This window comes from Rhodococcus sp. IEGM1339, from assembly GCF_050321925.1.
Taxonomy (GTDB): Bacteria; Actinomycetota; Actinomycetes; order Mycobacteriales; family Mycobacteriaceae; genus Rhodococcus; species Rhodococcus pyridinivorans.
This window is the reverse complement of record NZ_JBNQFT010000001.1, coordinates 144940-168294: the sequence shown is the minus strand read 5'-3', so window position 1 is coordinate 168294 and position 23355 is coordinate 144940. Positions and strand designations below refer to the sequence as shown.

Annotated in this window: 19 protein-coding genes and 1 pseudogene; 13 read left to right on the top strand and 7 right to left on the bottom strand. The window is 69.0% G+C overall.

Annotated features, from left to right (window positions below):
* The gene (locus ACQR3U_RS00820) at positions 1-888 is read left to right on the top strand and encodes a DUF3710 domain-containing protein (RefSeq protein WP_230809479.1); all 888 of its coding nucleotides are present in this window, start codon (positions 1-3) and stop codon (positions 886-888) included.
* A 12-nt stretch (positions 889-900) separates the two neighbouring features.
* Here ACQR3U_RS00820 and ACQR3U_RS00815 read toward each other — a convergent pair whose 3' ends face one another.
* Positions 901-1632 (bottom strand): alpha/beta fold hydrolase, encoded by a 732-nt coding sequence (locus tag ACQR3U_RS00815; protein WP_063714178.1) that lies wholly within the window; start codon positions 1630-1632, stop codon positions 901-903.
* Positions 1633-1815: 183 nt separating this feature from the next.
* Between ACQR3U_RS00815 and ACQR3U_RS00810 the strand changes: the two genes are divergently transcribed.
* Both ACQR3U_RS00810 and ACQR3U_RS00805 read left to right on the top strand, forming a co-directional pair.
* Entirely contained in the window at positions 1816-2190 is a 375-nt protein-coding gene (locus tag ACQR3U_RS00810; RefSeq protein WP_006551351.1) for an OB-fold nucleic acid binding domain-containing protein, read from the top strand.
* Between the two features lie 76 nt (positions 2191-2266).
* The gene (locus ACQR3U_RS00805; RefSeq protein ID WP_230809478.1) at positions 2267-3007 is read left to right on the top strand and encodes a DUF3159 domain-containing protein; all 741 of its coding nucleotides are present in this window, start codon (positions 2267-2269) and stop codon (positions 3005-3007) included.
* Here the strand turns inward: ACQR3U_RS00805 and ACQR3U_RS00800 are convergent.
* Entirely contained in the window at positions 3004-3657 is a 654-nt protein-coding gene (locus ACQR3U_RS00800; RefSeq protein WP_230809477.1) for a potassium channel family protein, read from the bottom strand. The two genes, ACQR3U_RS00805 and ACQR3U_RS00800, sit on opposite strands and share 4 nt — an antisense overlap.
* Before the next feature lie 25 nt (positions 3658-3682).
* On the bottom strand, positions 3683-4348 hold the full coding sequence (locus tag ACQR3U_RS00795; protein WP_064060807.1) for a potassium channel family protein: 666 nt from the start codon (positions 4346-4348) through the stop codon (positions 3683-3685).
* 141 nt (positions 4349-4489) lie between these two features.
* On the opposite strand from ACQR3U_RS00795, the gene ACQR3U_RS00790 reads away from it, so the two are divergent.
* The 5 genes from ACQR3U_RS00790 (at position 4490) to dxs (ending at position 12072) form a co-directional block, all read left to right on the top strand.
* Positions 4490-6487 carry an APC family permease gene (locus tag ACQR3U_RS00790; RefSeq protein WP_230809476.1) on the top strand — a complete coding sequence of 666 codons (1998 nt, stop codon included), beginning with the start codon at positions 4490-4492 and terminating at the stop codon, positions 6485-6487.
* Entirely contained in the window at positions 6484-7767 is a 1284-nt protein-coding gene (locus ACQR3U_RS00785) for a class I SAM-dependent RNA methyltransferase (protein ID WP_230809475.1), read from the top strand. Before ACQR3U_RS00790 ends, ACQR3U_RS00785 begins: the two co-directional genes overlap by 4 nt.
* 151 nt (positions 7768-7918) lie before the next feature.
* Positions 7919-8377, top strand: coding sequence for a MarR family winged helix-turn-helix transcriptional regulator (locus tag ACQR3U_RS00780; protein ID WP_006551357.1), 459 nt, complete (start codon positions 7919-7921; stop codon positions 8375-8377).
* Entirely contained in the window at positions 8374-9969 is a 1596-nt protein-coding gene (locus ACQR3U_RS00775; protein ID WP_006551358.1) for an MDR family MFS transporter, read from the top strand. Before ACQR3U_RS00780 ends, ACQR3U_RS00775 begins: the two co-directional genes overlap by 4 nt.
* A gap of 159 nt (positions 9970-10128) precedes the next feature.
* Positions 10129-12072, top strand: a complete 1944-nt coding sequence (gene dxs / locus ACQR3U_RS00770) for a 1-deoxy-D-xylulose-5-phosphate synthase (RefSeq protein WP_230809474.1) — start codon at positions 10129-10131, stop codon at positions 12070-12072.
* Positions 12073-12148: 76 nt separating this feature from the next.
* On the opposite strand, the gene ACQR3U_RS00765 is transcribed toward dxs, so the two are convergent.
* Entirely contained in the window at positions 12149-13546 is a 1398-nt protein-coding gene (locus tag ACQR3U_RS00765; protein ID WP_024100730.1) for a sugar porter family MFS transporter, read from the bottom strand.
* Positions 13547-13912: 366 nt separating this feature from the next.
* Between ACQR3U_RS00765 and ACQR3U_RS00760 the strand changes: the two are divergent.
* A pseudogene (locus ACQR3U_RS00760) lies at positions 13913-14128 on the top strand (oxygenase MpaB family protein); the annotation flags it as partial.
* A gap of 123 nt (positions 14129-14251) precedes the next feature.
* Here the strand turns inward: ACQR3U_RS00760 and ACQR3U_RS00755 are convergent.
* The 3 genes from ACQR3U_RS00755 to ACQR3U_RS00745 all read right to left on the bottom strand — a co-directional run bounded on the left by ACQR3U_RS00755 (position 14252) and on the right by ACQR3U_RS00745 (position 17690).
* Complete coding sequence (locus ACQR3U_RS00755) at positions 14252-15505, bottom strand: HRDC domain-containing protein (RefSeq protein WP_006551361.1); 1254 nt, start codon at positions 15503-15505, stop codon at positions 14252-14254.
* 115 nt (positions 15506-15620) lie between these two features.
* Positions 15621-17063 carry a WS/DGAT/MGAT family O-acyltransferase gene (locus ACQR3U_RS00750; RefSeq protein ID WP_019289223.1) on the bottom strand — a complete coding sequence of 481 codons (1443 nt, stop codon included), beginning with the start codon at positions 17061-17063 and terminating at the stop codon, positions 15621-15623.
* A 51-nt stretch (positions 17064-17114) separates the two neighbouring features.
* Positions 17115-17690: a DUF3000 domain-containing protein gene (locus tag ACQR3U_RS00745; protein WP_024100732.1), complete on the bottom strand. Its 576-nt coding sequence runs from the start codon at positions 17688-17690 to the stop codon at positions 17115-17117.
* A 169-nt stretch (positions 17691-17859) separates the two neighbouring features.
* Here ACQR3U_RS00745 and hemE point away from each other — a divergent pair, with 169 nt between their 5' ends.
* Genes hemE through ACQR3U_RS00725 form a run of 4 tightly spaced genes read left to right on the top strand, consistent with a single transcriptional unit; the run spans position 17860 to position 23354 of the window.
* Positions 17860-18957 carry a uroporphyrinogen decarboxylase gene (gene hemE, locus ACQR3U_RS00740; RefSeq protein ID WP_230809473.1) on the top strand — a complete coding sequence of 366 codons (1098 nt, stop codon included), beginning with the start codon at positions 17860-17862 and terminating at the stop codon, positions 18955-18957.
* Positions 18954-20312, top strand: coding sequence for a protoporphyrinogen oxidase (locus tag ACQR3U_RS00735; protein ID WP_019289226.1), 1359 nt, complete (start codon positions 18954-18956; stop codon positions 20310-20312). Before hemE ends, ACQR3U_RS00735 begins: the two co-directional genes overlap by 4 nt.
* Before the next feature lie 5 nt (positions 20313-20317).
* On the top strand, positions 20318-21013 hold the full coding sequence (hemQ, locus tag ACQR3U_RS00730) for a hydrogen peroxide-dependent heme synthase (protein ID WP_024100734.1): 696 nt from the start codon (positions 20318-20320) through the stop codon (positions 21011-21013).
* A gap of 55 nt (positions 21014-21068) precedes the next feature.
* Positions 21069-23354 (top strand): molybdopterin-dependent oxidoreductase, encoded by a 2286-nt coding sequence (locus ACQR3U_RS00725; protein WP_230809617.1) that lies wholly within the window; start codon positions 21069-21071, stop codon positions 23352-23354.
* The last annotated feature ends 1 nt before the right edge of the window (position 23355 follow it).

Sequence of the window (23355 nt, the reverse complement as noted above, 5' to 3'; positions counted from 1 at the left end):
ATGTTCGGACGACGCCGCAAGGACCGCGGGTCGAACATCGAGGCGACCGACGCCGCTTCCGCCGGCGACCTCGGCGCGTACGACGAGCCCGCCGACGAGGAGTACGACGAGTACGCCACCGGAAGTGCGGCCGATTCCGGCCCGTACGACATCGACGAGGTCGACGAGGAGACGGTGACCGCCTCCCGTCTCGACCTCGGATCCGTGCTCGTACCGCTGCCGGCCGGTGGTCAGATCCAGGTCGAGATGGCTCCGAACGGGACGCCGCAGAACGTCCATCTCGTGACCCAGTTCGGGCGCATCACGGTCTCCGCGTACGCCGCACCGAAGTCGCCGGGACAGTGGCGTGAGGTCGCCGCCGAGCTCGCGGAGACGCTGCGCAACGACAAGGCCGAGGTCAGCATCGAATCGGGGCCGTGGGGTCGCGAACTGCACGGCAGGACCGCGAACGCGGATCTCCGGTTCATCGGTGTCGACGGCTTCCGCTGGATGATCCGCTGCGTCGTCGCGGCGCCCTCGGGGAACGCCGGAGCCGACTCCGAACTCGTCGGGATCGCACGGTCGGTGATCTCCGGCACCGTCGTCCGTCGCGGATCCGAACCCCATCCGGTCCGTACACCGCTGCCGATCGTGTTGCCCGAGGCACTCACCCGTCAGCTCGTCGCGGCGCAGGAGCAGCAACAGCAGGCCGCCGCGCAGCAGCAACAGCAGGCCGCCGCGCAGCAGGGCGCGGCGCAGCAGCAACAGGGCGCAGCTCCGGCGCAGCCCGCTCCGCGGACGGCCCCGCCGGAACAGCCCGCCCAGCAGACGCGGCAGGTCCCGCCCGCCCGGCAGACGCCGCCGCGCCGCGGCGAATCCGGTTCGGCGATGCAGCAACTCGGCTTCTGAGGCCGGTACCGATCATCGGTTCGGGACGGGGACGATCCTGTCGAGCGCGGCGAGGCACAACCTCCCGAGCACGGAGGGGTCGTCCCCGACCTGTTCGAGTGTCACCGTCGCGAGTTCCGCGTGAGGGATCTCCCGCGACCATTGCCGCCCCACTGCGAGCGGATGAACCGCGTCGTCCACCGCGGCGGCGATACCGACCGGCACGGTCACGGCACGCAGTTCGTCGACGTCGAGTGCCCGGTAGTGTGCGGCCTCGTCCAGCGCGGACGGGAGATCGGGCCACTGGGCGCTCCACGAACGCGTCAATTCCCGGGCGAGCCAGGGCGGACTCGACGCCGTCATCGCAGCGGTGACCGTATCGAGCCCGTGGGCGCGCAGTTCGGAGGCCGTCCACCGCGCGCTCGCGGCGGCCGGCGCCTCCCGCGGATCGCCGGTCCATGCAGGTAGGGCAGCGAGGACGCCGACGACCCGGTCCGGATTGTCGTATGCCCACCTCAACGCGACGGCTGCACCGATCGACACCCCTCCGACGAGGATCGGCCCGTTCTCGGCCGCCTCGTCGAGCGCGGTGAGATAGCTCGCCACCACACCGCGCGGATCCGGATCGACGGCGATCGGGATGATGCTCCGCCGTCGGAGTTCGGCGCCGAACGCCTTCTCGGCGAAGCATGCGTCCGAACCCGTGCCGGGAAGCACGACCGCGGTGCCGGCGGTCGGGGGGACCGGGGATTCGCTGTGGGACATGCGGACGATCCTGCACCATCGAACCCCGGAGACCGCGCTCACCTGCCCGCACAGCAGGACGACCGACGGCTGCACGCGCGTGTGCACCGTGCAACTTGTATCCGGCGAGAATGGGTCTACAGTGGCGGGCGAAGAAGAGTTCGGTGGCGCGAGATCCGTGCCCCTTCCGTACAGGAGCGTGTTATGGCTTCCCCGGCCGGCTACCTGCGTCGGCTCACACGGCGGCTCACCGAGGACATCGAAGAACTCGATGCCGAGCAGATGGCCGAATCCTCGCACTCCACGGGCGCCCTACCCGTCGTCGAATGTGCCCGCGGTCAGGAAGTGACCATGTACGGACGTCTTCGCAGTGTCGAGTCGTGTTCGCGTGCCGCTGCCGCCGTCGTCGAGGCGGAGTTCTTCGACGGGACCGACTCGATCCAGCTCGTGTGGATCGGTCGTCGGCGCATTCCGGGGATCGAGCCCGGGCGTACGTTGATGGTCCGCGGTCGTGTCGGCGAACGCGACGGACGCAAGGTGATCTACAACCCCTACTACGAGCTGCGCGAGCCCGCCTGACCTCTGTGCGCGCGGAGTGGTGCCCCTGGTGCACGCAGGGTCGTACCCCTGTGCCGGATGTGGCAGGCTCGTAGGAGTGAGCGACACCAACCAGCAGACGATGCTCGAACAACTCGGTGGGATCAGCGGGTTGGTCTATTCGACGCTGCCGGTGCTGGTGTTCGTCCCCGTCAACAGCCTGTGGGGCCTCACCGTCGCCATCTGGTCCGCGCTGGGCGTCGCCCTCGCGGTGCTCGTGTGGCGCCTGATCCAGCGCACCCCCATCCAGCCCGCGATCTCGGGCTTCTTCGGAGTCGCCCTGTGTGCCTTCATCGCTCATCGCACCGGCGACGCGAAGGGGTACTTCCTCTTCGGGATCTACGCGAGCCTGGTCTACGGGGGCGCATTCCTGTTGTCCGTGCTCGTCCGCAGACCGCTCGTGGGCGTGATCTGGGGGATGCTCAACGGCCAGGGATCGCGGTGGCGTTCGCATACCACCGCGGTGCGCGCCTACGACGTCGCGACCCTCGCGTGGACCCTGGTCTTCCTCGGTCGCTATCTCGTGCAGAACCACCTCTACGACGAGGACCGCACCGGCTGGCTCGCGGTGGCCCGGATCGGCATGGGCTGGCCGCTTACTGCTCTTGCCCTGCTCGTGACCCTCTGGGCGGTCCGGCGTGCCGACCGCATCGTCGAAGCCGCGCCCTCGGAGACGGTCGGTGACGCGCCGGCCGACGATCCGGCGACGGACGACGGGCTGTCGAACAAGCCCCGCGACGAGCACGGCACGCACGACGGGCAGCCTCGGCTCCCCGGTCGGCACCGGCTCCGCGACTAGCGGTTCACCGCGTGCCGGAGATCGTCCTCGACGTCCTCCGCCGTGACGAACAGCAGTTCGTCCCCGCCCTCGAGCGGATCGTCCGGCTGAGGGACGATCACCCGCCCGCCGCGCAGGATCGCCACGAGTGCCGTATCGCGCGGCAGTTCCAGTTTCCGGACCGGTTTCCCGGCGAGGGCGGTGGTGTCGCGCAGGGTGACCTCCACCAGGTTCGCGCCCTTGCGCAGCGTCATCAGCCGCACCAATTCGCCCACGGTGACGGCTTCCTCGACCAGCGCCGCGAGCATGCGCGGTGTGGACACCGCGACGTCCACACCCCACGATTCGTCGAACAGCCACTCGTTGCGCGGATCGTTGACGCGGGCTACGACCCGTGGAACACCGAACTCGGTGGTCGCGAGCAGGCTGAGGACCAGGTTGGCCTTGTCGTCGCCCGTCGCCGCGATCACGACGTCGTACTGCTCGAGTCCGGTGGATTCGAGCGAGCTGAGTTCGCAGGCATCGGCGTGTACCCACGTCGCGTCCGGCACGGACTCGGGTTCTACGTGGTCGAGTTTGCGCTCGATGAGCATCACCTCGTGGGCGTTGCGCAGCAGTTCCCGCGCTATCGAGCGCCCCACCGCTCCGGCGCCGGCGATCGCCACCTTCATGTGGGCTTCCTCTCGGGTAGACGGGTCAGTTCTCGTCGACCGGCGGGTTCTCGGCGTGTGTGATCGCCTCCGAGACCGAACCGGCCACGGCCGCGATATAGACGGAGTCGTCGGCCTGCAGCACCGTCCTGCGGTCGGGCAGCAACCCGGTGCCGAACCGGATCAGGAACGCGACGCGCGAACCCGTGGCATCCTCGAGGTCGGTGACGCGTCGTCCGACCCACCCCTCGTGCACGTTCACCTCGGCGATGGCGACGGATCCGGTGGGATCGCGCCAGCGGGCGGTCTCGCTGTCGTGCGTGAGCGCATGCAGGAAACGGTCGGTGGTCCACGGCACAGTCGCCACGGTGGGGATGCCGAGCCGCTCGTACGCGGCGGCCCGCTTGGCGTCGTAGATTCTCGCGACGACGCGTTCGACGCCGAAGGTCTCGCGGGCCACGCGCGTCGAGATGATGTTCGAGTTGTCGCCGGACGAGACCGCCGCGAAGGCGTCGGCGTGTTCGATGCCGGCAGAGATCAGGACGTCGCGGTCGAACCCCATGCCGAGCACGGTGCGCCCGGGGAAGTCCGGGCCGAGTCGTCCGAACGCGCTCTCATCGCGGTCGATGACCGCGACCTCGTGGCCGAGCCGGACGAGTGCGGTGGCCACCGCCGAACCGACCCGACCGCACCCCATCACCACCACGTACACCCCAGTGGACTCCGTTCCGGTCGATCTTTCCGAGACGGACCGCTGTGGACCGCCGATCCGAACGGTACCGCGTGACGATCTTCGAGGGGTCGTGACCCGGCCGAGGGGTACTTCGGGGCCGGAACCGCATAGGCTTTGCGCGTGTCCAAGCTTTCCACCGCGGCGAAGCGGCTCGTGCTGGGTCGCCCCTTCCGCAGCGACACTCTCGGGCACGAGTTGCTGCCCAAGCGCACCGCACTGCCGGTCTTCGCCTCCGACGCGCTGTCGTCGGTCGCCTACGCACCCGAGGAGATCTTCCTCGTCCTCTCCGTCGCGGGGTTGTCCGCCTACGCCTTCTCGCCGTGGATCGGACTCGCTGTCGCCTTCGTGCTCGTGATCGTGGTCGCCGGCTACCGCCAGACCGTGCGCGCCTACCCGTCCGGCGGCGGCGACTACGAGGTCGCCACGAAGAATCTCGGGCCCACGGCAGGGCTGACCGTCGGCAGTGCGCTGCTCGTCGACTACGTCCTGACGGTCGCGGTGTCGCTGTCGTCCGCGGCGGCGACGGTCGGATCGGCCGTCCCGTTCGTCGCCCGGCACAAGGTGCTCTTCGTCGTCGTCGCGATCGTGCTGCTCACCGCGGTGAACCTGCGCGGACTCCGGCGCGCCGGCCGGGCGTTCGCCGTGCTCACCTACACCTTCGTGGGCTGCATGCTGGTGATGCTCGGGGCCGGGATGTTCCGGATCTTCGTCCTCGGCGACGACCTAAGTGCGGAGTCGGCGGACTTCGAACTCGTCGCCGAGCAGACGGATCTGACCGCGCTCGCCTTCGTCCTCCTACTCGCGCGCGCCTTCTCGTCCGGTTGCGCGGCGCTGACGGGTGTCGAGGCGATCAGCACGGGGGTGCCGGCCTTCAAGAAGCCGAAGGCACGCAACGCCGCGACGACCCTGCTGGTGCTCGGTGGCATCGCCGTCACGCTGTTCCTCGGGGTGGTCTTCCTCGCCGAGCGGCTCGGTGTGGTGGTGGCCGAGCATCCCGACACCCAGCTGCGCGGTGCACCCGAGGGTTACGAGCAGAAGACGCTGCTCTCCCAGCTGGCGCACACCGTCTTCGAGGGGGTGCCGGCCGCGTTCGTCCTGATCACGATCGTCACCGCCGTGATCCTCGTGCTCGCCGCCAACACGGCCTTCAACGGATTCCCGGTGCTCGGTTCGGTTCTCGCGCAGAACCGTTACCTGCCGCGCCAGTTCCACACCCGCGGCGACCGGCTCGCCTTCAGCAACGGCATCCTCTTCCTCGCCGGGATCGCCGTCGTCTTCGTGTGGGTCTTCGAGGCCGAGGTCACCCGGCTCATCCAGCTGTACATCGTGGGTGTGTTCGTCGCGTTCAGCTTGGGGCAGGCCGGCATGGTGCGGCACTGGACGCGGGAACTGAGCACCGAGACGGATCCGTCGGCGCTGGGCCGCATGGCGCGGTCGCGGCTGATCAACGGCGTCGGGTGCGTCTCCACGTCGGTGGTGCTGCTGGTCGTGCTGACGGGCAAGTTCGCCGCCGGGGCGTGGATCGCAGTGGTGACCATGGTCGTCGCGTTCGGGCTCATGAAGGCGATCCGGCACCACTACGACACGGTCGCCGCCGAACTCGAGAGGGCGGACTGGGACGGGGTGTTGCCCAGCCGCACCCATTCGATCGTGCTCGTCTCGACCTTGCACCTGCCCACGATGCGCGCCCTCGCCTACGCGCGGGCGACCCGCCCCGACACCCTCGAGGCGATCACCGTGAACGTCGACGACGAGAGCACCCGGCGTCTCGTACTCGAATGGGAGAAGAGCGATCTCACCGTGCCGTTGAAGGTCGTCGAGTCGCCCTACCGGGAGATCACGCGGCCCGTCCTCGACTACGTCCGCCGGGTGCGGCGCGATTCTCCCCGCGACGTCGTGACCGTCTTCATCCCCGAGTACGTGGTGGGGCACTGGTGGGAGCAACTGCTCCACAACCAGAGCGCCCTGCGGCTCAAGAGCCGGCTCCTCTTCCAGCCGGGAGTGATGGTGACGAGTGTGCCCTGGCAGCTGCGCTCGTCCGCGGACGCCGGTGCGGTGGGGCGGGCCGCCCCCAACGGGCAGGATCGACAGTTGGACAACGAGGAGGAACCGCGGTGAATCGTCAGGCACACCCGCGTACGGATTGGTCCGGCCGGAGGATCGAGGTGATCCTCGGCAATCCCGCCCACGGTGGTGCGTGTGTCGCGCGGTTCGAAGAGCGCGTCGTGTTCGTGCGGCACGGACTGCCGGGGGAGCGTGTCTTCGCTCGGGTCACCGAGGATCGGGGCGGGTCGTTCTGCTTCGCCGACGTGGAGGACGTGCTCGAGGCGTCCGAGGACCGCGTCGATCGGGTCTGCCCGATCTCCGGTCCTGGAGGGGCGGGTTGCTGCGACCTCGCGCACATGACCGTCGAGGCGCAACGCCGTTTCACGGGCGCGGTGGTGGCCGAGCAGCTGCGCCGGCTCGGTGGGGTGGACCGCGAGGTGACGGTCGAGGAGGTGCCGGGCGGTGCGTCCAACGGCACCCTGTGGCGCACCCGGGTCCGGCTCGCGGTGGACGTGGTGGGGAACCCGGGATACCGCCGGTACCGCAGCAACGAGGTCGTCCCGGAACTGGCGTGCCCGCAGATCGATCCGCACGCCTACGTCCGCCTCACCGATCGTGTGTGGCAGCCGGGAGCGGAGCTGCAGGTCGTACTCGACGCGGACGGCCGGCGTCACGTGGTGGAGATCGCACCTCCGGTCCTCTCGGGTGGTGCGCGACGGCAGGGCCGGCGCGGCGCGGCGTCGCGGCGGGCGGCGGTGAACGCGCGCCGTCCGGAGAAGGTGATCGAAGGCTCGGGACGTGTGGTCGAGCGGGTCGGCGAACGCGAGTGGCGGTTGGCGCCGACCGGTTTCTGGCAGGCCCACCGCGGTGCCGCGTCGACCTATTCGGCTGCGGTGGCCGACTGGGCGCAGACCTCGGAGGGTGCGACGGCATGGGATCTGTACGGCGGAGTGGGGGTCTTCGCGGCCGTGCTCGCAGAGCAGGTCGGTCCGTCCGGTCGGGTGGTGTCGGTCGAGTCGTCGAAGACCGCCGTGGACGACGGGATCGAGGCGCTCGCCGACCTCGGCCGGGTGTCCTTCCGTCACGGGCGCGTGGAGCGGGTGATTCCCGATCTGCCGGCTCCCGAGGTGGTCGTCCTCGACCCGCCGCGGGCGGGGGCGGGCAAGGACGTGGTGGTCGCCGTGGCCGCCGCGGGACCGCGCCGGATCGTCCACGTGGGCTGCGATCCCGCGTCCTTCGGTCGTGACGTGGGGCTGTACCGGGACCACGGATTCGAGTTGGCGGACGTCCGGGCCTTCGCGGCGTTCCCCTCCACCCATCACGTGGAGTGCATCGGACTGTTCACCCGTTGAACCGGGTTCCCGTCGCACCCGCTCGGGGCGAGGTGTGACGAGGGCCGCATCCAACAGTTGGTGTGACGTGAAAAGAGATTGCTTGTAGTACGCAACTAATCTGTATAGTTGCATGACGTAATCAATTAGTTCACTCCGACGGAGGTTCGCTGTGCCGGAAAAGGCCCAGGCCCACGAACTCGCCGACGCCATCTTCATGTTCGGTCGCACGCTGCGCGGTGCACTCGTGCACCACGACACCGATGTGCTTCCTTCCGCGCTCGTCGCGGTGCTGTTCGTGCTCGCACGGATGGGGGAGTGCCGGCCCAGCGAGCTCGCCGTCGAAATGTGCGTCAGCCAGTCGTCGTTGAGCAGACAGATCGCCGAACTCGTCGAGCGAGGCCTCGTGGATCGACATCCCGATCCCGACGATCGTCGTGCTCATCGGGTGAGTTGTTCGGTCGCGGGTATCGAGATCCTCGACATCGTGAAGAAGCGCCGGACCGAACGGCTCTCCGCAGAACTCTCGGACTGGCACGAGGACGAGATCGCAGGCGCCATCACGACGCTCGAACGTCTCACCTCCTCCCTGGCTCCGCTCGTCATCGATACTCGAAGGACCAATTCATGACCACAGTCTCCGGACAGGGAGCGCAGCCGGATGCTCCGGCAGCCGAGGAGCAGATGACGCACCGCGAGATCCTCGTCGTGCTGTCGGGCCTCCTCGCCGCCCTCTTCACGGCGCTGCTGAGCAGCACCATTGTCTCGACCGCCCTGCCGACGATCATCGCGGATCTGAACGGCACGCAGACCCAGTACGCCTGGGTCATCACGACGGCGCTGCTGGCGAACGCCGCGTCGACGCCCATCTGGGGCAAGTTCGCCGACCTGTTCAACAAGAAGCTGCTCGTCCAGCTCGGGATCCTGGTCTTCGTGATCGGCTCGGTCCTGGCCGGTATCGCGCACAACGTGCCGGTCCTGCTCGCCGCCCGCGTGATCCAGGGCATCGGCATGGGTGGTCTGACCGCTCTCGTCGTCGCGATCATCGGCAGCATCATCCCGCCCCGCCAGCGTGGCCGGTACTCCGGCTACATGGGCGCCGTCATGGCCGTCGCCATGTCGGGTGGACCCGTGCTCGGTGGTGTCATCGTCGACCTCCTCGGCTGGCGCTGGTGCTTCTACGTCTGCGTTCCGATCGCCGTTGTCGCGCTGATCCTGCTGCAGCGCACGCTGCATGTCACGACCGTCCGCAAGGAGAACGTGAGCATCGACTGGTTCGGCGCCACGCTCATCACCGCCGCGGTGAGCGTCCTGCTCGTCTGGGTGTCCTTCGCCGGCAAGGCCGGCTACTACGAGTGGATCTCGGTCGAGTCCGCCCTGTACGTCGGTGCCGGCATCGTCCTGCTCGTCGCGACGTTGATCGTCGAGACGAAGGTCGCCGATCCGATCATCCCGCTGAAGATCGTCACCGAACGCACCACCGGTCTCGCGATCATCGCGTCCGTGGCCGTCGGTATCGGTCTGTTCGGCGCCACCACCTTCCTCGGCCAGTACTTCCAGACCTCGCGGGCCTACAGCCCGACGGTCGCCGGTCTGCTCACCATCCCGATGGTCGCCGGCACGCTCGTCTCGTCGATGCTCTCCGGTGGGCTCATCACGCGCTTCGGCAAGTGGAAGGGCTTCCTGATCGGCGGCGCGATCCTGCAGATGGTCGGTTTCGGCCTGCTCGGCACGGTCGACCACCTCACCTCGCTCACGCTGATCAGCGTGTACATCGCGATCGTGGGTCTGGGCACCGGCATGCTGATGCAGAACCTCGTCCTCGCCGTGCAGAACACCGTGAGCGTGCGCAACATCGGCGCCGCAAGCAGTTCGGTCGCCTTCTTCCGCACCTTCGGTGGCGCGATCGGTGTGTCGGTGCTCGGTTCGATCCTCGCGTCCCGTGTCGCGACGATCTCCGCCGACGGTCTCGCGAAGCTCGGTGTGGACACCTCCGGCGGCGGATCGGGTGGAAGCCTCGACTTCTCCCAGCTGCCCGAGCCGGTGGCCGAAGTCATCCGTGCCGCCTACGGCGACGCGACGGCGACCCTCTTCCTCGTGGCGGCGGCGTTCGCGGTCGTTACCCTGGTGGCAGTGGTGCTGATCCCGAACCAGGCGTTGCGCACCACCATCGACCTCGTCGAGGAGAAGTCGCCGGCCGATCGCGCCGACATCTCCTCGTGAGGGTGACCTCGCTCACCGGCGGACGATCCGTCCGCCGGTGACCAGGAGATCACGCGGAAGCGAGGCGGTGGCGGGAGACGCTCCGTTCCCGCGCTCCGTAGACTGAGGAAATCACTCGCGCGACGAGCGTGAGGCACGAGCCGGAGGGAGCTGTTCAAGTTGGGTGTTCTGTCCCGCATCCAGTCGCCCGACGATCTACGTCGACTCTCTCCTGTGGAGCTCACCGAGCTCGCGGGGGAGATCCGGGAATTCCTGGTCGAGAAGGTCGCGGCGACCGGCGGTCACCTCGGTCCCAATCTCGGCGTCGTCGAGCTGACCATCGCTCTGCACCGGGTGTTCGATTCGCCACGCGATCCGATCCTCTTCGACACCGGTCACCAGGCCTACGTCCACAAGATCCTCACCGGTCGTCGCGACGAGTTCGACGGTCTCCGGCAGAAAGGCGGGTTGTCCGGCTACCCGTGCCGCGCGGAGAGCGAACACGACTGGATCGAGTCGTCGCACGCCTCGGCGGCCCTGTCGTACGCCGACGGACTCGCCAAGGCCTATTCGCTGTCCGGACAGTCCGATCGGACTGTGGTGGCCGTGGTGGGCGACGGCGCGCTGACCGGCGGTATGTGCTGGGAGGCGCTCAACAACATCGCCGCCGGGCAGAACCGTTCGATGGTGATCGTCGTCAACGACAACGGCCGCTCCTACGCGCCCACGATCGGCGGTCTCGCCGAGCACCTCGCGGCGCTGCGCCTCAAGCCCGGCTACGAGAAGGTGCTCGACAACAGTCGGCGCATCGTCAAGCGGATCCCCTGGATCGGCTCGGCGGCCTACTCGGTGCTGCACGGCATGAAGGCCGGTGTGAAGGACGCGGTCAGCCCGCAGGTGCTCTTCACCGATCTGGGCATCAAGTATCTCGGCCCGGTCGACGGGCACGACGAGCAGGCGATGGAATCGGCGCTGCGTCGCGCGAAGGCGTACGCCGGTCCGGTCCTCGTCCACGCCGTCACCCGCAAGGGAGCGGGCTACGCGCCCGCCGAGAACCACCTCGCCGATCAGATGCACGCCACCGGCGTGATGGATCCGCGCACGGGCCGGGCGAAGTCCGCCTCCGCTCCCGACTGGACGTCGGTCTTCTCCGACGAACTCATCGCGCTGGGGGAGAAGCGGGAGGACGTCGTGGCGATCACCGCCGCGATGCCCGGACCGACCGGCCTCGCCAAGTTCGGCGAACGGTTCCCCGAGCGCACCTTCGACGTCGGCATTGCCGAACAGCACGCGGTGACGTCGGCGGCGGGTCTCGCGCTCGGCGGAATGCATCCCGTCGTCGCCGTCTACTCGACCTTCCTCAACCGCGCCTTCGACCAGTTGCTCATGGACGTCGCACTGCTTCGGCAGCCGGTCACCGTGGTGCTCGACCGGGCGGGCGTCACGGGTTCCGACGGGGCCAGTCACAACGGCATGTGGGATCTGTCCCTGCTGGGAATCGTTCCCGGCATCCGGGTCGCCGCTCCGCGCGACGGGGCGACGCTGCGAGAGGAACTCGGTGAGGCGCTCGACGTCTCCGACGGCCCGACCGTCCTCCGGTTCCCCAAAGGCTCGGTGGGAGAAGATATCCCGGCGATCGAGCGTCTCGACGGCACGGTCGACGTGCTGCGGATGCCGCCGTCGCGGTGCGGCGACGCACTGATCGTCGCGGTCGGCGCCTTCGCCGGTCTCGCGCTCGACGTCGCCGATCGTCTTTCCAGGCAGGGCATCGACGCCGCGGTCGTCGACCCGCGATGGGTGTTCCCCGTGCCCGACGCGGTGGTCGACCTCGCACGCGGCTTCCGGATCGTCGTCACAATCGAGGACAGCGGCCTCCACGGTGGTGTCGGCTCGGCGGTCTCCGCCGCGTTGCGCCGCAACGGCGTCGACGTGCCCGCCCGCGATCTCGGGGTGCCGCAGAAGTTCCTCGATCACGCCTCCCGCAACGAGATCCACGCCGAACTCGGTCTGACTGCCCAGGACGTGGCGCGTCAGGTCACCGGCTGGGTCGCCGGCCTCGACAGCGAACCCGAGGAGCGATCGCGACCGTCGGCGGTCGAGCAGTCCGACCGCGAAGCGGGCTGAGTCCGACCGACGCAGGTGAGCAAACGCCAGGGGCGGTATCCGGTGATCCGGATACCGCCCCTGGCGTCTGTATCGGCTAGCTCTGCATCTCCTCGAGCTCCATGCCCTTGGTCTCGGGGATCTTGGCCTTGACGAAGAAGAACGACAGCAGGGCGAAGAACGCGAACAGTCCGTACAGGAACCACAGGCCGACCGCGGAGGTGAGTGGTGGGAACGCCAGTGTCACCGTGAAATTCGCGATCCAGTTGGCGGCGGTGCTGATACCGAGGGCCACCGCGCGCATGCGGTTCGGGAACATCTCGCCGAGCATCACCCACATGATCGGACCCCAGGTGGCGGCGAAGAAGATCACGAAGGCGTTCGCGCCGACGAGGGCGAGCGCACCCCACGGTGCCGGAAGTTCGACGTCCTCACCGCTGCCGACCGCCTGCGAGAAGGCGATCGCGGCGAGCAGCAGGCTGACGAACATGCCGATCGAACCGGTCATCAACAGCGGACGGCGACCGATCTTGTCGACGAACAGGATCGCGACGAACGTCATGACCACGTTGATCACGGCGGTGATCACCGAGGTCGTGAACGACTGGTTCTCGGTGAAGCCCACCGACTTCCACAGTGTCGTCGAGTAGTAGAAGATCGCGTTGATACCGACGAACTGCTGGAAGACGGCCATCGTGATGCCGACCCACACCAGCGGCTGCAGACCGAAGACCGGGCCGCGGATGTCGCCGAAGGACGCCTTCGACTCGCGTCGCAGCGTCAGCCGGATCTCGCGGACACGCTCGTCGGGCCGGAGCTCGCCCGTGACGTTGGCCAGGACGGCCGCAGCCTCTTCGTCCATGTCCTTGCCGACGAGATAGCGGGGGGACTCCGGGATCGTCAGCGCCAGTACACCGTAGAGGACGGCAGGCGCGACGCCGACGAGGAACATCCACCGCCAGGCCTCGAGATTCCACCACAGCTCGTTCGACGCTCCACCGGCGGCGTTCTGCAGCACCGCGTCGGACAGCAGGGCCGCGAAGATGCCGAGAGTGATGGCGAGCTGCTGCAGTGATGCGAGGGCGCCACGGTAGCGAGCGGGTGCGATCTCGGAGATGTAGGTCGGTGCGATGACCGACGCGATACCGATGCCGAGGCCGCCGAGCACACGCCACAGCATGAGATCGGGAACGCTGAAGGCCAGACCGGACCCGATCGACGAGATGACGAACAGGGCGGAGCCGAGGAGCATCACCCGCTTGCGGCCCCAACTGTCGGCGAGGCGTCCGGCGAACCACGCGCCGACGGCACAACCGAGCAGGGCGATGGCGACGGCGAAACCGGTCACGAACGAACTGAGCGCGAAGTTGTCCTGGATGGAGTCGACGGCGCCGTTGATGACCGAGCTGTCGAAGCCGAACAGGAAACCGCCCACGGCCGCCGCGACGGTCACGGCGATGACTTTCGCGGCGTGTGCGGTCGATGGTTGGGTCACCGAGGAACTCCTGGATCGGACTGGCCGCGAGAGCGGGAAAAGGGTTGGACACAGTGTGTTTTCTTCAGGGGAACATTACGCCGGGGTGAACGGCCGACTCGACGTTTCCGGCGAGAACTCGCCCACAAGGCGGACTTCGAACGCGGCATGGAGTGTGGCGACGCCTCCGAGTGGGTAAGAAGTTAAGAAATATTCTCTCCGCGCCGTCGCTCTGTCTGCGACCTGCCCGAGCGGTGAGGACCTCCGCTTGACACCGTGCGATCTGGAAATGCAGTCCCGTTCCATGGCTCGGCGACGACCGGACGCGACCGTACGGGGTGTGGTGGGTGAAGCGGCGTTCCCGCCGACCTCACCCGGAGGTTCCTCATGGAAATCGCTCTGCCTCCGGTAGAGCACGGGGTGGTGGAACACAGCAGGGCGCTCATCGATCCCGTCACACGTTTCCGGAACACGAGCGCGTACATCTTCCTCGTGGCGTTCGGCGACGACGAGGAACGGCGCAGGGTGGTGCGTTTCGTCAACCGCGCCCACGCACCGGTCCGCTCCGACGGATACAACGCCTTCGATCCGAGGCTCCAGTTGTGGATCGCCGCGGTGATGTTCCACGGCGGCCGCGACGTGTACGAGCGGTTCTTCGGCCTCGATGTGATGTCCAGGACGCGGCAGCCGCCGGAAGTAGATGGCACGCAGAGCAGACGGCGGAGATCAGTTCTCCGCCGTCAGGGCCTTCGCGAGTCGCGGCACGGTCAGCGCGCGCTGCCACGGCCGTGCCCCGCCCTCGGCGAAGCGGCCGTCGATGTACTCCTCGACGTCGGCCCCGTCGGAGACGTCCCAGTCCCAGCACAGGCGCCGAACGAGTTCGGGACTGATCAGGTTCTCGACGGGAACGGCGACTTCCTGGCTCAGAGCGGTGAGTTCGCCGCGCGCGAGGGCGAGACGTGCGGCCTCCTCAGGGTGGTGACGCGACCACCGGCCGGCTGGGGGAGGCCCGGTCAGGGGCGGCGTGAGAGGTGGGAGCCGGTCCTCCGGCAGTGCACGGGCCCGCTCGATCGCGTTGAACCACGCACGGGAGGAACGCCGCTGCCGCGGACCGCCGAAAACCGGAAGCTCCTGCAACTGTTCGACGCTCGTGGGATTCGCCTCCGCGGCGGCGATGATTGCGGAGTCGGGAAGGATGCGCCCCGGGGCGATGTCACGCCGGGCGGCGATCTCGTCGCGGGTGGTCCACAGTTCCCGGACGATCGCCAGGCGGCGTCGGTCCTTGATCGCGTGGATCTTGGACGTGCGCCGCCACCGATCGGGCTTCGGAGCGGGCGGCCCCGCGAGCCGGATGTGCTCGAATTCCTGAGCGGCCCACTCGGTCTTGTTCTGCCGCTCGAGTTCGCGCGCCATCGCGTCGCGGAGTTCGACGAGCGGTTCGACGTCGAGCGCGGCGTAGTTGAGCCACGAGTCGGGAAGCGGTCGCGTCGACCAGTCCGCCGCACCGTGGCCCTTGCGCAGTTCGAGGCCGAGGGTCTCGGCCACGATCGCGGCGAGACCGACGCGGGGGAATCCGGCGAGACGACCGGCGAGTTCGGTGTCGTACAACTTCGCCGGACGGAGTCCGAGTTCGGCCAGGCCGGGGAGATCCTGGTCGGCGGAATGCAGGACCCATTCGAGGTCGTTGATCACCTCGGTCAGGGGAGCGAGGTCGTCCCGCGTGGGAATGGGATCGAGCAGCACCGTGCCGGCGCCGTCACGACGGAGCTGTACGAGATAGGCGCGCCCGGAGTAGCGGTAGCCCGATGCGCGTTCGGCGTCGACGGCGAGCGGGCCGTGTCCCTGCGCGAGCATCGCTGCCGCGTCGGCGACCCCGCGCGCCGTGGTGACGACCTTCGGGACGCCGTCGCGGGGTTCGAGGAGCGGCACCGTGGTCACGCTCGTGCTCTTCTGCTCGTCCTCGTCGTTCTGTGCCGGCATGGGCGTGACTCTAGCGGTGTCGTCCCCGTGTGCAATTCCGTTCCTGTCCGGAACGTCCGATCGGTGGACACGCACGGACCCGCTCGACGCCTCGCGAACTCCCCTCAGAACACCGTCACCTCTCCTGCGAGACGACATCGTCGCGCTCCACATCCGATGTGAGGATGTCGTCGTTCTCCGCGCCGGCCGCGAGGATGAGGTCCTCGAGGGCGGGGGAGAAGTCGTCGACGAGTTTCCACAGGTCGGGGACGAGATCGGGACACGAGATCAGACCGATGTCGAGCCTGCCGTCGAGGGAGAGCACCGTGATGTTGAGCGCTGCGCCGTGGAAGATCGGGCCGAAGGGGTACATCGCCGTCATGCGGGCGCCCAGGAAGTACAGCGGCACGGGAGGTCCGGGCACGTTGGAGATAACGAGGTTGTGGATCACCGGGTGCCGGTCGGCGAGCCGCAGTCCGGCGTAGGCGCGCATCGCGGGGGCGAACACGGCCGCGCCGAGGAACTGGGACCAGTCCTGCAGCAGGTTCGCGCCGAGGTCGGCGTTGTGTTCCTTGGCCACCGCGTTCGCTTCCGAGAGTGCCCGCAGCCGCTCTGCGGGGTCGGCGATGTGTGTGTGGAGGTCGGCGAACATCGCCGAGACCTGGTTGCGTCCCGGCCGATCCGACCTGCCGTGGACCGAGACCGGGATCATCCCGATGAGCGGGGAGTCGGGCAGCTCGCTGCGCCGCTCCAGATATCGGCGTAGCGCGCCGGCGCACACCGCCATCACCACGTCGTTGACGGTGACGCCGAAGACGTTCTTCACCAGCTTCACGTCGTCGAGGTTCAGCTCGGCGAAGCCGACGGTGCGGTGTCCGGTGATGGTGGAGTTGAACGGGGTGCGCGGCGCCGTGAACGGCGCGGGCATGGCGTCGCCGCGTCGGGCGCGGGCGATCCAGGAGGTCAGCGATGTGACCGCGCCGGGAAGGATCCGCAGCAGGTGGAGAGGCCGGCGGGCGACGTTGAGGGCTCCGGCGATCGCGATGGCGAGATCGTTCGCGTCGCCGGCACCCCACTGCACCGGTTCGGGCCGGGGATCGGCCGGGTCGAGGCTGCACAGCTGCGCGATGAGTGCGGCACCGGAGACCCCGTCCACTCCGGCGTGATGCATTTTCGCGATGACGGCGATCCTGCCGTCGTCGAGACCGTCGACGAACCACATCTCCCATAGTGGCCGGGAGCGATCCAGGGGTTGCGCGGCGATGTGTCCGCACAGCTCCGCGAGCTCGGTCCGGCCGCCCGGGGCGGGCACGCCGACGTGGTGGACGTGCCGGTCGAGGTCGAAGTCGTGGTCGTCGACCCAGACCGGATGGTCGAGGTTGAACCTGCTGTCGGCGAGCTTCATCCGGAACTGGGGTACGGCGGTGAGGCGCGCTTCGAGTTCGTTGCGCAGTCTCACGTAGTCGTAGCCGCCCGGGACGGTGGACGGATCCAGCACGATCAGCCCGCAGATGTGGAGGAGCTGACTGGGGGTCTCGAGGTAGAGGAAACCGGCATCGAGCCCGCTGAGACGCTGCATGGAATCAAGAGTAGAACAGGTTCTAGAAATCCGGTCGGATTGCAGCGGTTTTCACCGCTGGAGTCGCGCAACCCCCGCCGGAGGCAGACCCGCGGCATATGCGAGGACGTCACAGAACGCCTCCACGTGCAGGGTCAGCATGTCGGACTGCGGAGTCCACGACGCGCGCAGTTCCAGTTGGTGGGCGCGTCCCGGGCCCGCGATGTCCCCGAACCGCACGGAGGTCGTCGCCGTCACCGTGCCGCCCAGCGCCGTGAGCGGTTCACCGTGCGCGGCGAGGGCGTCGACGAGCCAACTCCACGCGACCTCCGGCAGCAGCGAGTCCGCTGCCAGGCTCTCGTCGACGTCGGCCTGGATGTACGAGACGAGCCGGGTGGTCCCGTGCCACGCCTCGTCGCCGTCGGGGTCGTAGAGCAGGATGAGACGGCCGAACGCGTCGCCCTCCGACTGCTCGGGCACCCCCTCCGTCTCGTCGTGCAGGACCTCGGCGCCCAGTGCATAGCTGTAGGGAGCGAGCCGTTGCGGGGGTCGGATCGGCCCGACCTCGATCTCCGGGCGCACGGTAGCCGCGTTCATCGCATCGACTGCGGAACGGAAGCGGGCCGGCTCGGCGGGCGAGGTGGTCACCGAGCGGAGGTTAGTGCCGGTGACGCACCGCACGCGGGAGGCGCGCCGATTCCGGTGGGCGGCGCGGTCGTGGCAGCATGGGCAGCGGGTCCGCGCCACACGTCTCGGTCCGGGACCCGACAGACGCTGCCCTGCGCGACGGCGCGCAGTGCCCGAAGAACGAGGATCGATGACCGGCTTGGAGAACACGAACGTCGGCTCTGCGGTGCCCGCGGAGTACCCCGCGCGAAGGATCCTGCCGCATGCGCCCCTGCTGGCGGCCGCGCGCGGTGAGCGGCCCGTCCACCGGCCCGTGTGGTTCATGCGCCAGGCCGGCCGCTCCCTGCCCGAGTACCGGGAGATCCGGGCCGGCGTCGGCATGCTCGAATCGTGCTTCGACCCCGAGCTCGTCTGCGAGATCACGATGCAGCCGGTGCGGCGGCACAAGGCCGACGCTGCCATCCTGTTCTCCGACATCGTCGTCCCGCTCAAGGCGGCAGGTATCGACCTCGACATCGTCGCCGGGACGGGCCCGGTCGTCGCGAACCCCGTCCGTACCGCCGCCGATGTCGCCGCGCTGCCGTCCCTCGAGGCCGAGGAGGTCGGGGCGGTCGCCCGCGCGGTCGGTCTGCTGACCCGCGAACTCGGCGACACCCCGCTCATCGGCTTCGCGGGGGCGCCCTTCACCTTGGCGTCCTATCTCGTCGAGGGCGGACCCAGCCGCAACCACGAGCACACCAAGGCGCTCATGCACGCCGACCCGAAGACCTGGCACGCGCTCCTCGGCAAGCTCACCGATGTCGCTATCGGCTTCCTGCGCGCGCAGATCGGCGCCGGTGTCGACGCCGTCCAGCTCTTCGACTCGTGGGCGGGCGCCCTCTCGCTCGCCGACTACCGCGAGTACGTCCTGCCGCACTCCGAGCGTGTCTTCGCCGAGATCGCCGGTGCGGGGGTGCCGCGCATCCACTTCGGTGTCGGCACCGGTGAGCTCCTCGGCGCCATGGGTGAGGCGGGCGCCGACGTGGTCGGCGTCGACTGGCGCATCCCGCTCGACGTCGCCGCGACCCGCGTCGGCCCCGGCAAGGCCCTGCAGGGCAACCTCGACCCCGCGATTCTGTTCGCGGGCCGGGAGGTCGTCGAACGCGAGGTGCGCCGCATCGTCGCCGAGGCCGACCGTGCTCTCGAGGCCGGCGCCATCGGACACATCTTCAATCTCGGTCACGGCGTGCTGCCCGACACCGATCCCGATGCCATCACCCGAGTGGTCGAGCTGGTGCATTCGCTGTGACCCCGCCGACGGTCGCGGTCGTCGGCGGTGGGATCAGCGGGCTCGTCGCCGCGTATCGGCTGCGTCGTTCGCTCGGCGCCGCCGCCCGCATCGTCGTGCTCGAGCGATCGTCGCGGCTCGGCGGCAAGCTCCGCACGGTCCCGCTCGCGGGTGATCCTGTCGACGTCGGCGCCGAGGCGTTCATCGCACGCCGACCCGAGGTGGTCGCGCTCGTCGAGGAACTCGGCCTGAGCGCCCACATCGTCCACCCCTCGGCTGCCCGTCCGCTCCTGTACGCCGACGCGCGACTGCATCCGCTGCCGGCGGGCACGCTCATGGGCATCCCCGCCTCGGCGCAGGCCGTGGAGGGTCTCGTCGACGACGAGACCCTGGCGCGCATTGCCGCCGAACCCACAGTGCCGTTCCACTGGGACCGGGACTCCGACGTCTCCGTCGCGGATCTCGTCCGATCACGCTTCGGTGAGCAGGTGGTGCAGCGCAGCGTCGACCCGCTGCTCGGTGGGGTGTACTCGGGGCTGTCCGACACCGCGGGTGTCCGTGCCACCGTCCCGACGCTCGCCGCGGCCCTCGACGCCGGCGCGACGAGCCTGAGCGACGCCGTCGCCCGCGCTCTGCCCCCGAAGTCGGACGCCCCGGTCTTCGGGACGCTGCGCGAGGGCTACGGCGTGCTGATCCAAGCTCTCGTCCGCGAGGCCGACGCCGAGTTCCTCTACGGCACAGCCGCATCCGGACTGAAGCGCAGCGGTGGCCGGTGGTCGGTCGATCCGCTCGGCGAGGTCGACGGTGTGGTGCTCGCCGTGCCCGCCCCGGACGCCGCCCGGCTGCTCTCCGACAGTGTCCGATCCGCCGCGCAGTGCGTCGCGCAGATCCCGCTCGCCTCGTCGGTGGTGGTCGCGCTCGCGTTGCCGCACGACGCCGGCCTGCCGCAGAACTCCGGGATCCTCGTCGCGACGGGGGAGGAACTGTCGGCGAAGGCCTTCACGCTGTCGAGCCGCAAGTGGCCGCACCTCGCCGAACGCCCCGTCGCACTCGCGCGTGCGTCGTTCGGACGGTTCGGCGACGACGCGCTCGTCGACGCGTCCGAGGCCGACCTGATTGCGCTGGCCCGCGCGGATCTCGCGACCGTCACCGGAGTCGACGCCGAACCGGTGGCCGCCTTCGTGCAGCGGTGGCACGGCGGGCTGCCGCAGTACCGCGAACACCACGGCGAGATCGTCGCCGCCTTCGAGGCCGAGATCGCAGGGATCGACGGACTCGAGGTCGCCGGCGCGATGCTGCACGGTGTGGGTGTACCCGCATGTGTCGCAACAGGCACGGCTGCAGCCGCACGCCTGACTGCACGAATGGAAGGATGAACGTCATGGCACGTCTCGACTACGACAAGCTCAATTCCACCCTCCGTTACACGATGTGGTCGGTCTTCCAGGTCCGGCCCGGCGTCCTCGGCGACGACCGCGCCGCGGCGATCGAGGACGCGAAAGCGTTCTTCGCCCGCTTCGACGACACCGACGTGATCGTGCGCGGTATCTACGATGTGGCCGGCACCCGCGCGGACGCCGATTTCATGATCTGGACGCACGCCGAGCACATCGAGGATCTGCAGAAGCTGTACGCCGACTTCCGGCGCACCACGATCCTCGGCCGCGCGAGCACCCCGGTCTGGTCGAACACCGCACTGCACCGACCCGCGGAGTTCAACAAGAGCCACCTGCCCGCCTTCATCGCGGGGGAGGAGCCGGGCAACTACGTGTGCGTGTACCCCTTCGTGCGGTCCTACGAGTGGTACCTCCTGCCCGACGAGCAGCGTCGCAAGATGCTCGCCGACCACGGCATGGCGGCCCGCGGCTACCCCGATGTCCGCGCCAACACCGTTCCGGCCTTCGCGCTCGGCGACTACGAGTGGATCCTCGCCTTCGAGGCGCCGGAACTGCACCGCATCGTCGATCTCATGCGCGACCTGCGTGCCACCGACGCGCGCCTGCACGTCCGGGAGGAGACCCCCTTCTTCACCGGACCGCGGGTCGACGTCGAAGCCCTCGTCGCGTCGCTGCCCTGACGTGACCTCGACGAGCGCGGTGCCACCCGAGGGAGAAGGTCGTCTGTTCTCCCAGATGGCGCACTGGGGGATGTTCTCGGCGCAGGCACGCGACGGCGAGGTCGTCGCCGTGCGGCCCTACGCCGGGGACCGCGACCCCTCACCGATCCTGGGGAACATCCCCGGATCGGTGCGGCACCGTGCTCGCATCGCCGGTCCGGCCGTCCGTCGCGGCTGGCTCGAGAACGGACCGGGACCGAGCACACGACGCGGCGACGACGAGTACGTCGCGGTCTCGTGGGACGAACTCACCGAGATCCTCGCGGGCGACCTGCAGCGCGTAAAGGACCGGCACGGCAACCGGGCGATCTTCGGTGGCTCCTACGGCTGGTCCGCCCCGGGCCGGTTCCACCACGCACAGAGCCAGGTGCACCGCTTCCTGAAGATGTTCGGCGGCTACACCCGCTCGGTGCACTCCTACTCGCTCGGCGCGACCGGCGTGATCATGCCGCACGTCGTAGGCACCCACTGGAAACTGTTCGCGCGCTCGACCTCCTGGGGGGTCATCGCCCGCGAGACCGATCTGATGGTGTGCTGCGGCGGGATCCCGCTGAAGAACACCGCCGTCAACGACGGCGGCACGAGCGATCACCCCACCCGCGACGCCCTCGACCGGATGCGGGCCCGCGGCGGACGGATCGTCTCGTTCAGCCCGATCCGCAGCGACGTGTACGGTGAGCACGAGTGGCTCGCGCCCCGGCCGGGCACCGACGTCGCGATCATGCTCGCCCTCGGTTATGTCCTGGCCACCGAGGGTCTGGCCGACCGTGAGTTCCTCGACCGCTACTGCACCGGTTACGACCGCTTCGAGGAGTACCTGCTCGGCCGCACCGACGGCGTCCCGAAGACCCCCGAGTGGGCCGCCGGACTGTCGGGCATCCCGGCCGGAACCCTCGTCGACCTCGCGCGACGCATGGCCCGTGGCCGCACCCTGGTGTCGGTCACATGGTCGCTGCAACGCGTGCGGCACGGCGAGCAGGCGCCCTGGGCGGGCGTGACCCTCGCCGCGATGCTCGGCCAACTCGGCGTTCCCGGGGGCGGTTTCGGCCACGGCTACGGTTCGATGAACGAACCCGGTCTCGCGCCCGTCCCGTATCCGCTGCCCACCCTGTTCCAGGGCAACAACGACGTCGAGGACTTCATCCCCGTCGCCGCGATCTCCGACCTGCTGTTGCGACCGGGGGAGCAGTTCGACTACGACGGCCGTCGCCTGACCTTCCCGGACATCCGGCTCGTGTACTGGGCGGGTGGCAATCCCTTCCACCACCACCAGGACATCGGCCGGCTCCGCCGCGCCCTGCAGCGGCCCGACACGATCGTCGTCCACGACCCGTACTGGACGCCGATGGCCAAGCACGCCGACATCGTCGTGCCGTCGACCACGGCGCTCGAGCGCGACGACCTGACGTGCACGCGCAACGATCCGCTGCTCGTCGCGATGCAGGCTGCCGTCCCACGCTTCGCCGACGCCCGCGACGACTACGACACCTACACCGCTCTCGCCCACCGCCTCGGCTTCGGCGAGCAGTTCACCGAGGGCCGGACCTCCCGGGAGTGGCTCGAACACCTCTACGAGCAGTGGCGCGGTTTCGTCCTCGCCGACGACCGGCGCATCGAGGACCCGCCGCCCTTCGACGACTTCTGGTACGGCGGACCGGTCCGGATGCGGACCGAGGACGATCTGACCCTCTTCGAGGACTTCCGGTCCGATCCCGCGGCGAACCCGCTGCGGACTCCCAGCGGACTGCTCGAGATCTTCTCCGCCGATATCGACTCGTTCGGCTACGACGACTGCGCCGGGCACCCCACCTGGTACGAACCCGACGAATGGCTCGGCTCCCCGCGGGTCGAGCGGTTCCCGCTGCACCTGATCGCCAATCAGCCGGCCACGCGCCTGCACGGGCAGCTCGATCACGGCCCGGTGAGCCAGGCGTCGAAGATCCGTGGCCGTGAACCGATCCGGATGCGTCCCGACGACGCTGTCGCGCGAGGTCTGGAAGCCGGCGACATCGTCCGCGTCTTCAACGATCGTGGTTCGTGCCTCGCCGGGGTGGTCCTCGACGACGGTCTGCTGCCGAACGTCGTCCAGCTCGCGACGGGAGCCTGGTACGACCCGCTGGATCCGTCCGATCCCGGATCGATGTGCGTGCACGGGAACGCGAACGTGCTCACCCCCGACGTCGGCACGTCGTCGCTGTCGCACGGATGCACGGGGCAGCACGTGCTCGTCGACGTCGAGCGGTTCGACGGCGAGTTGCCGCCCATCCGGGCCTACGATCCGCCGGTCGTCCGGCAGCGCTGAG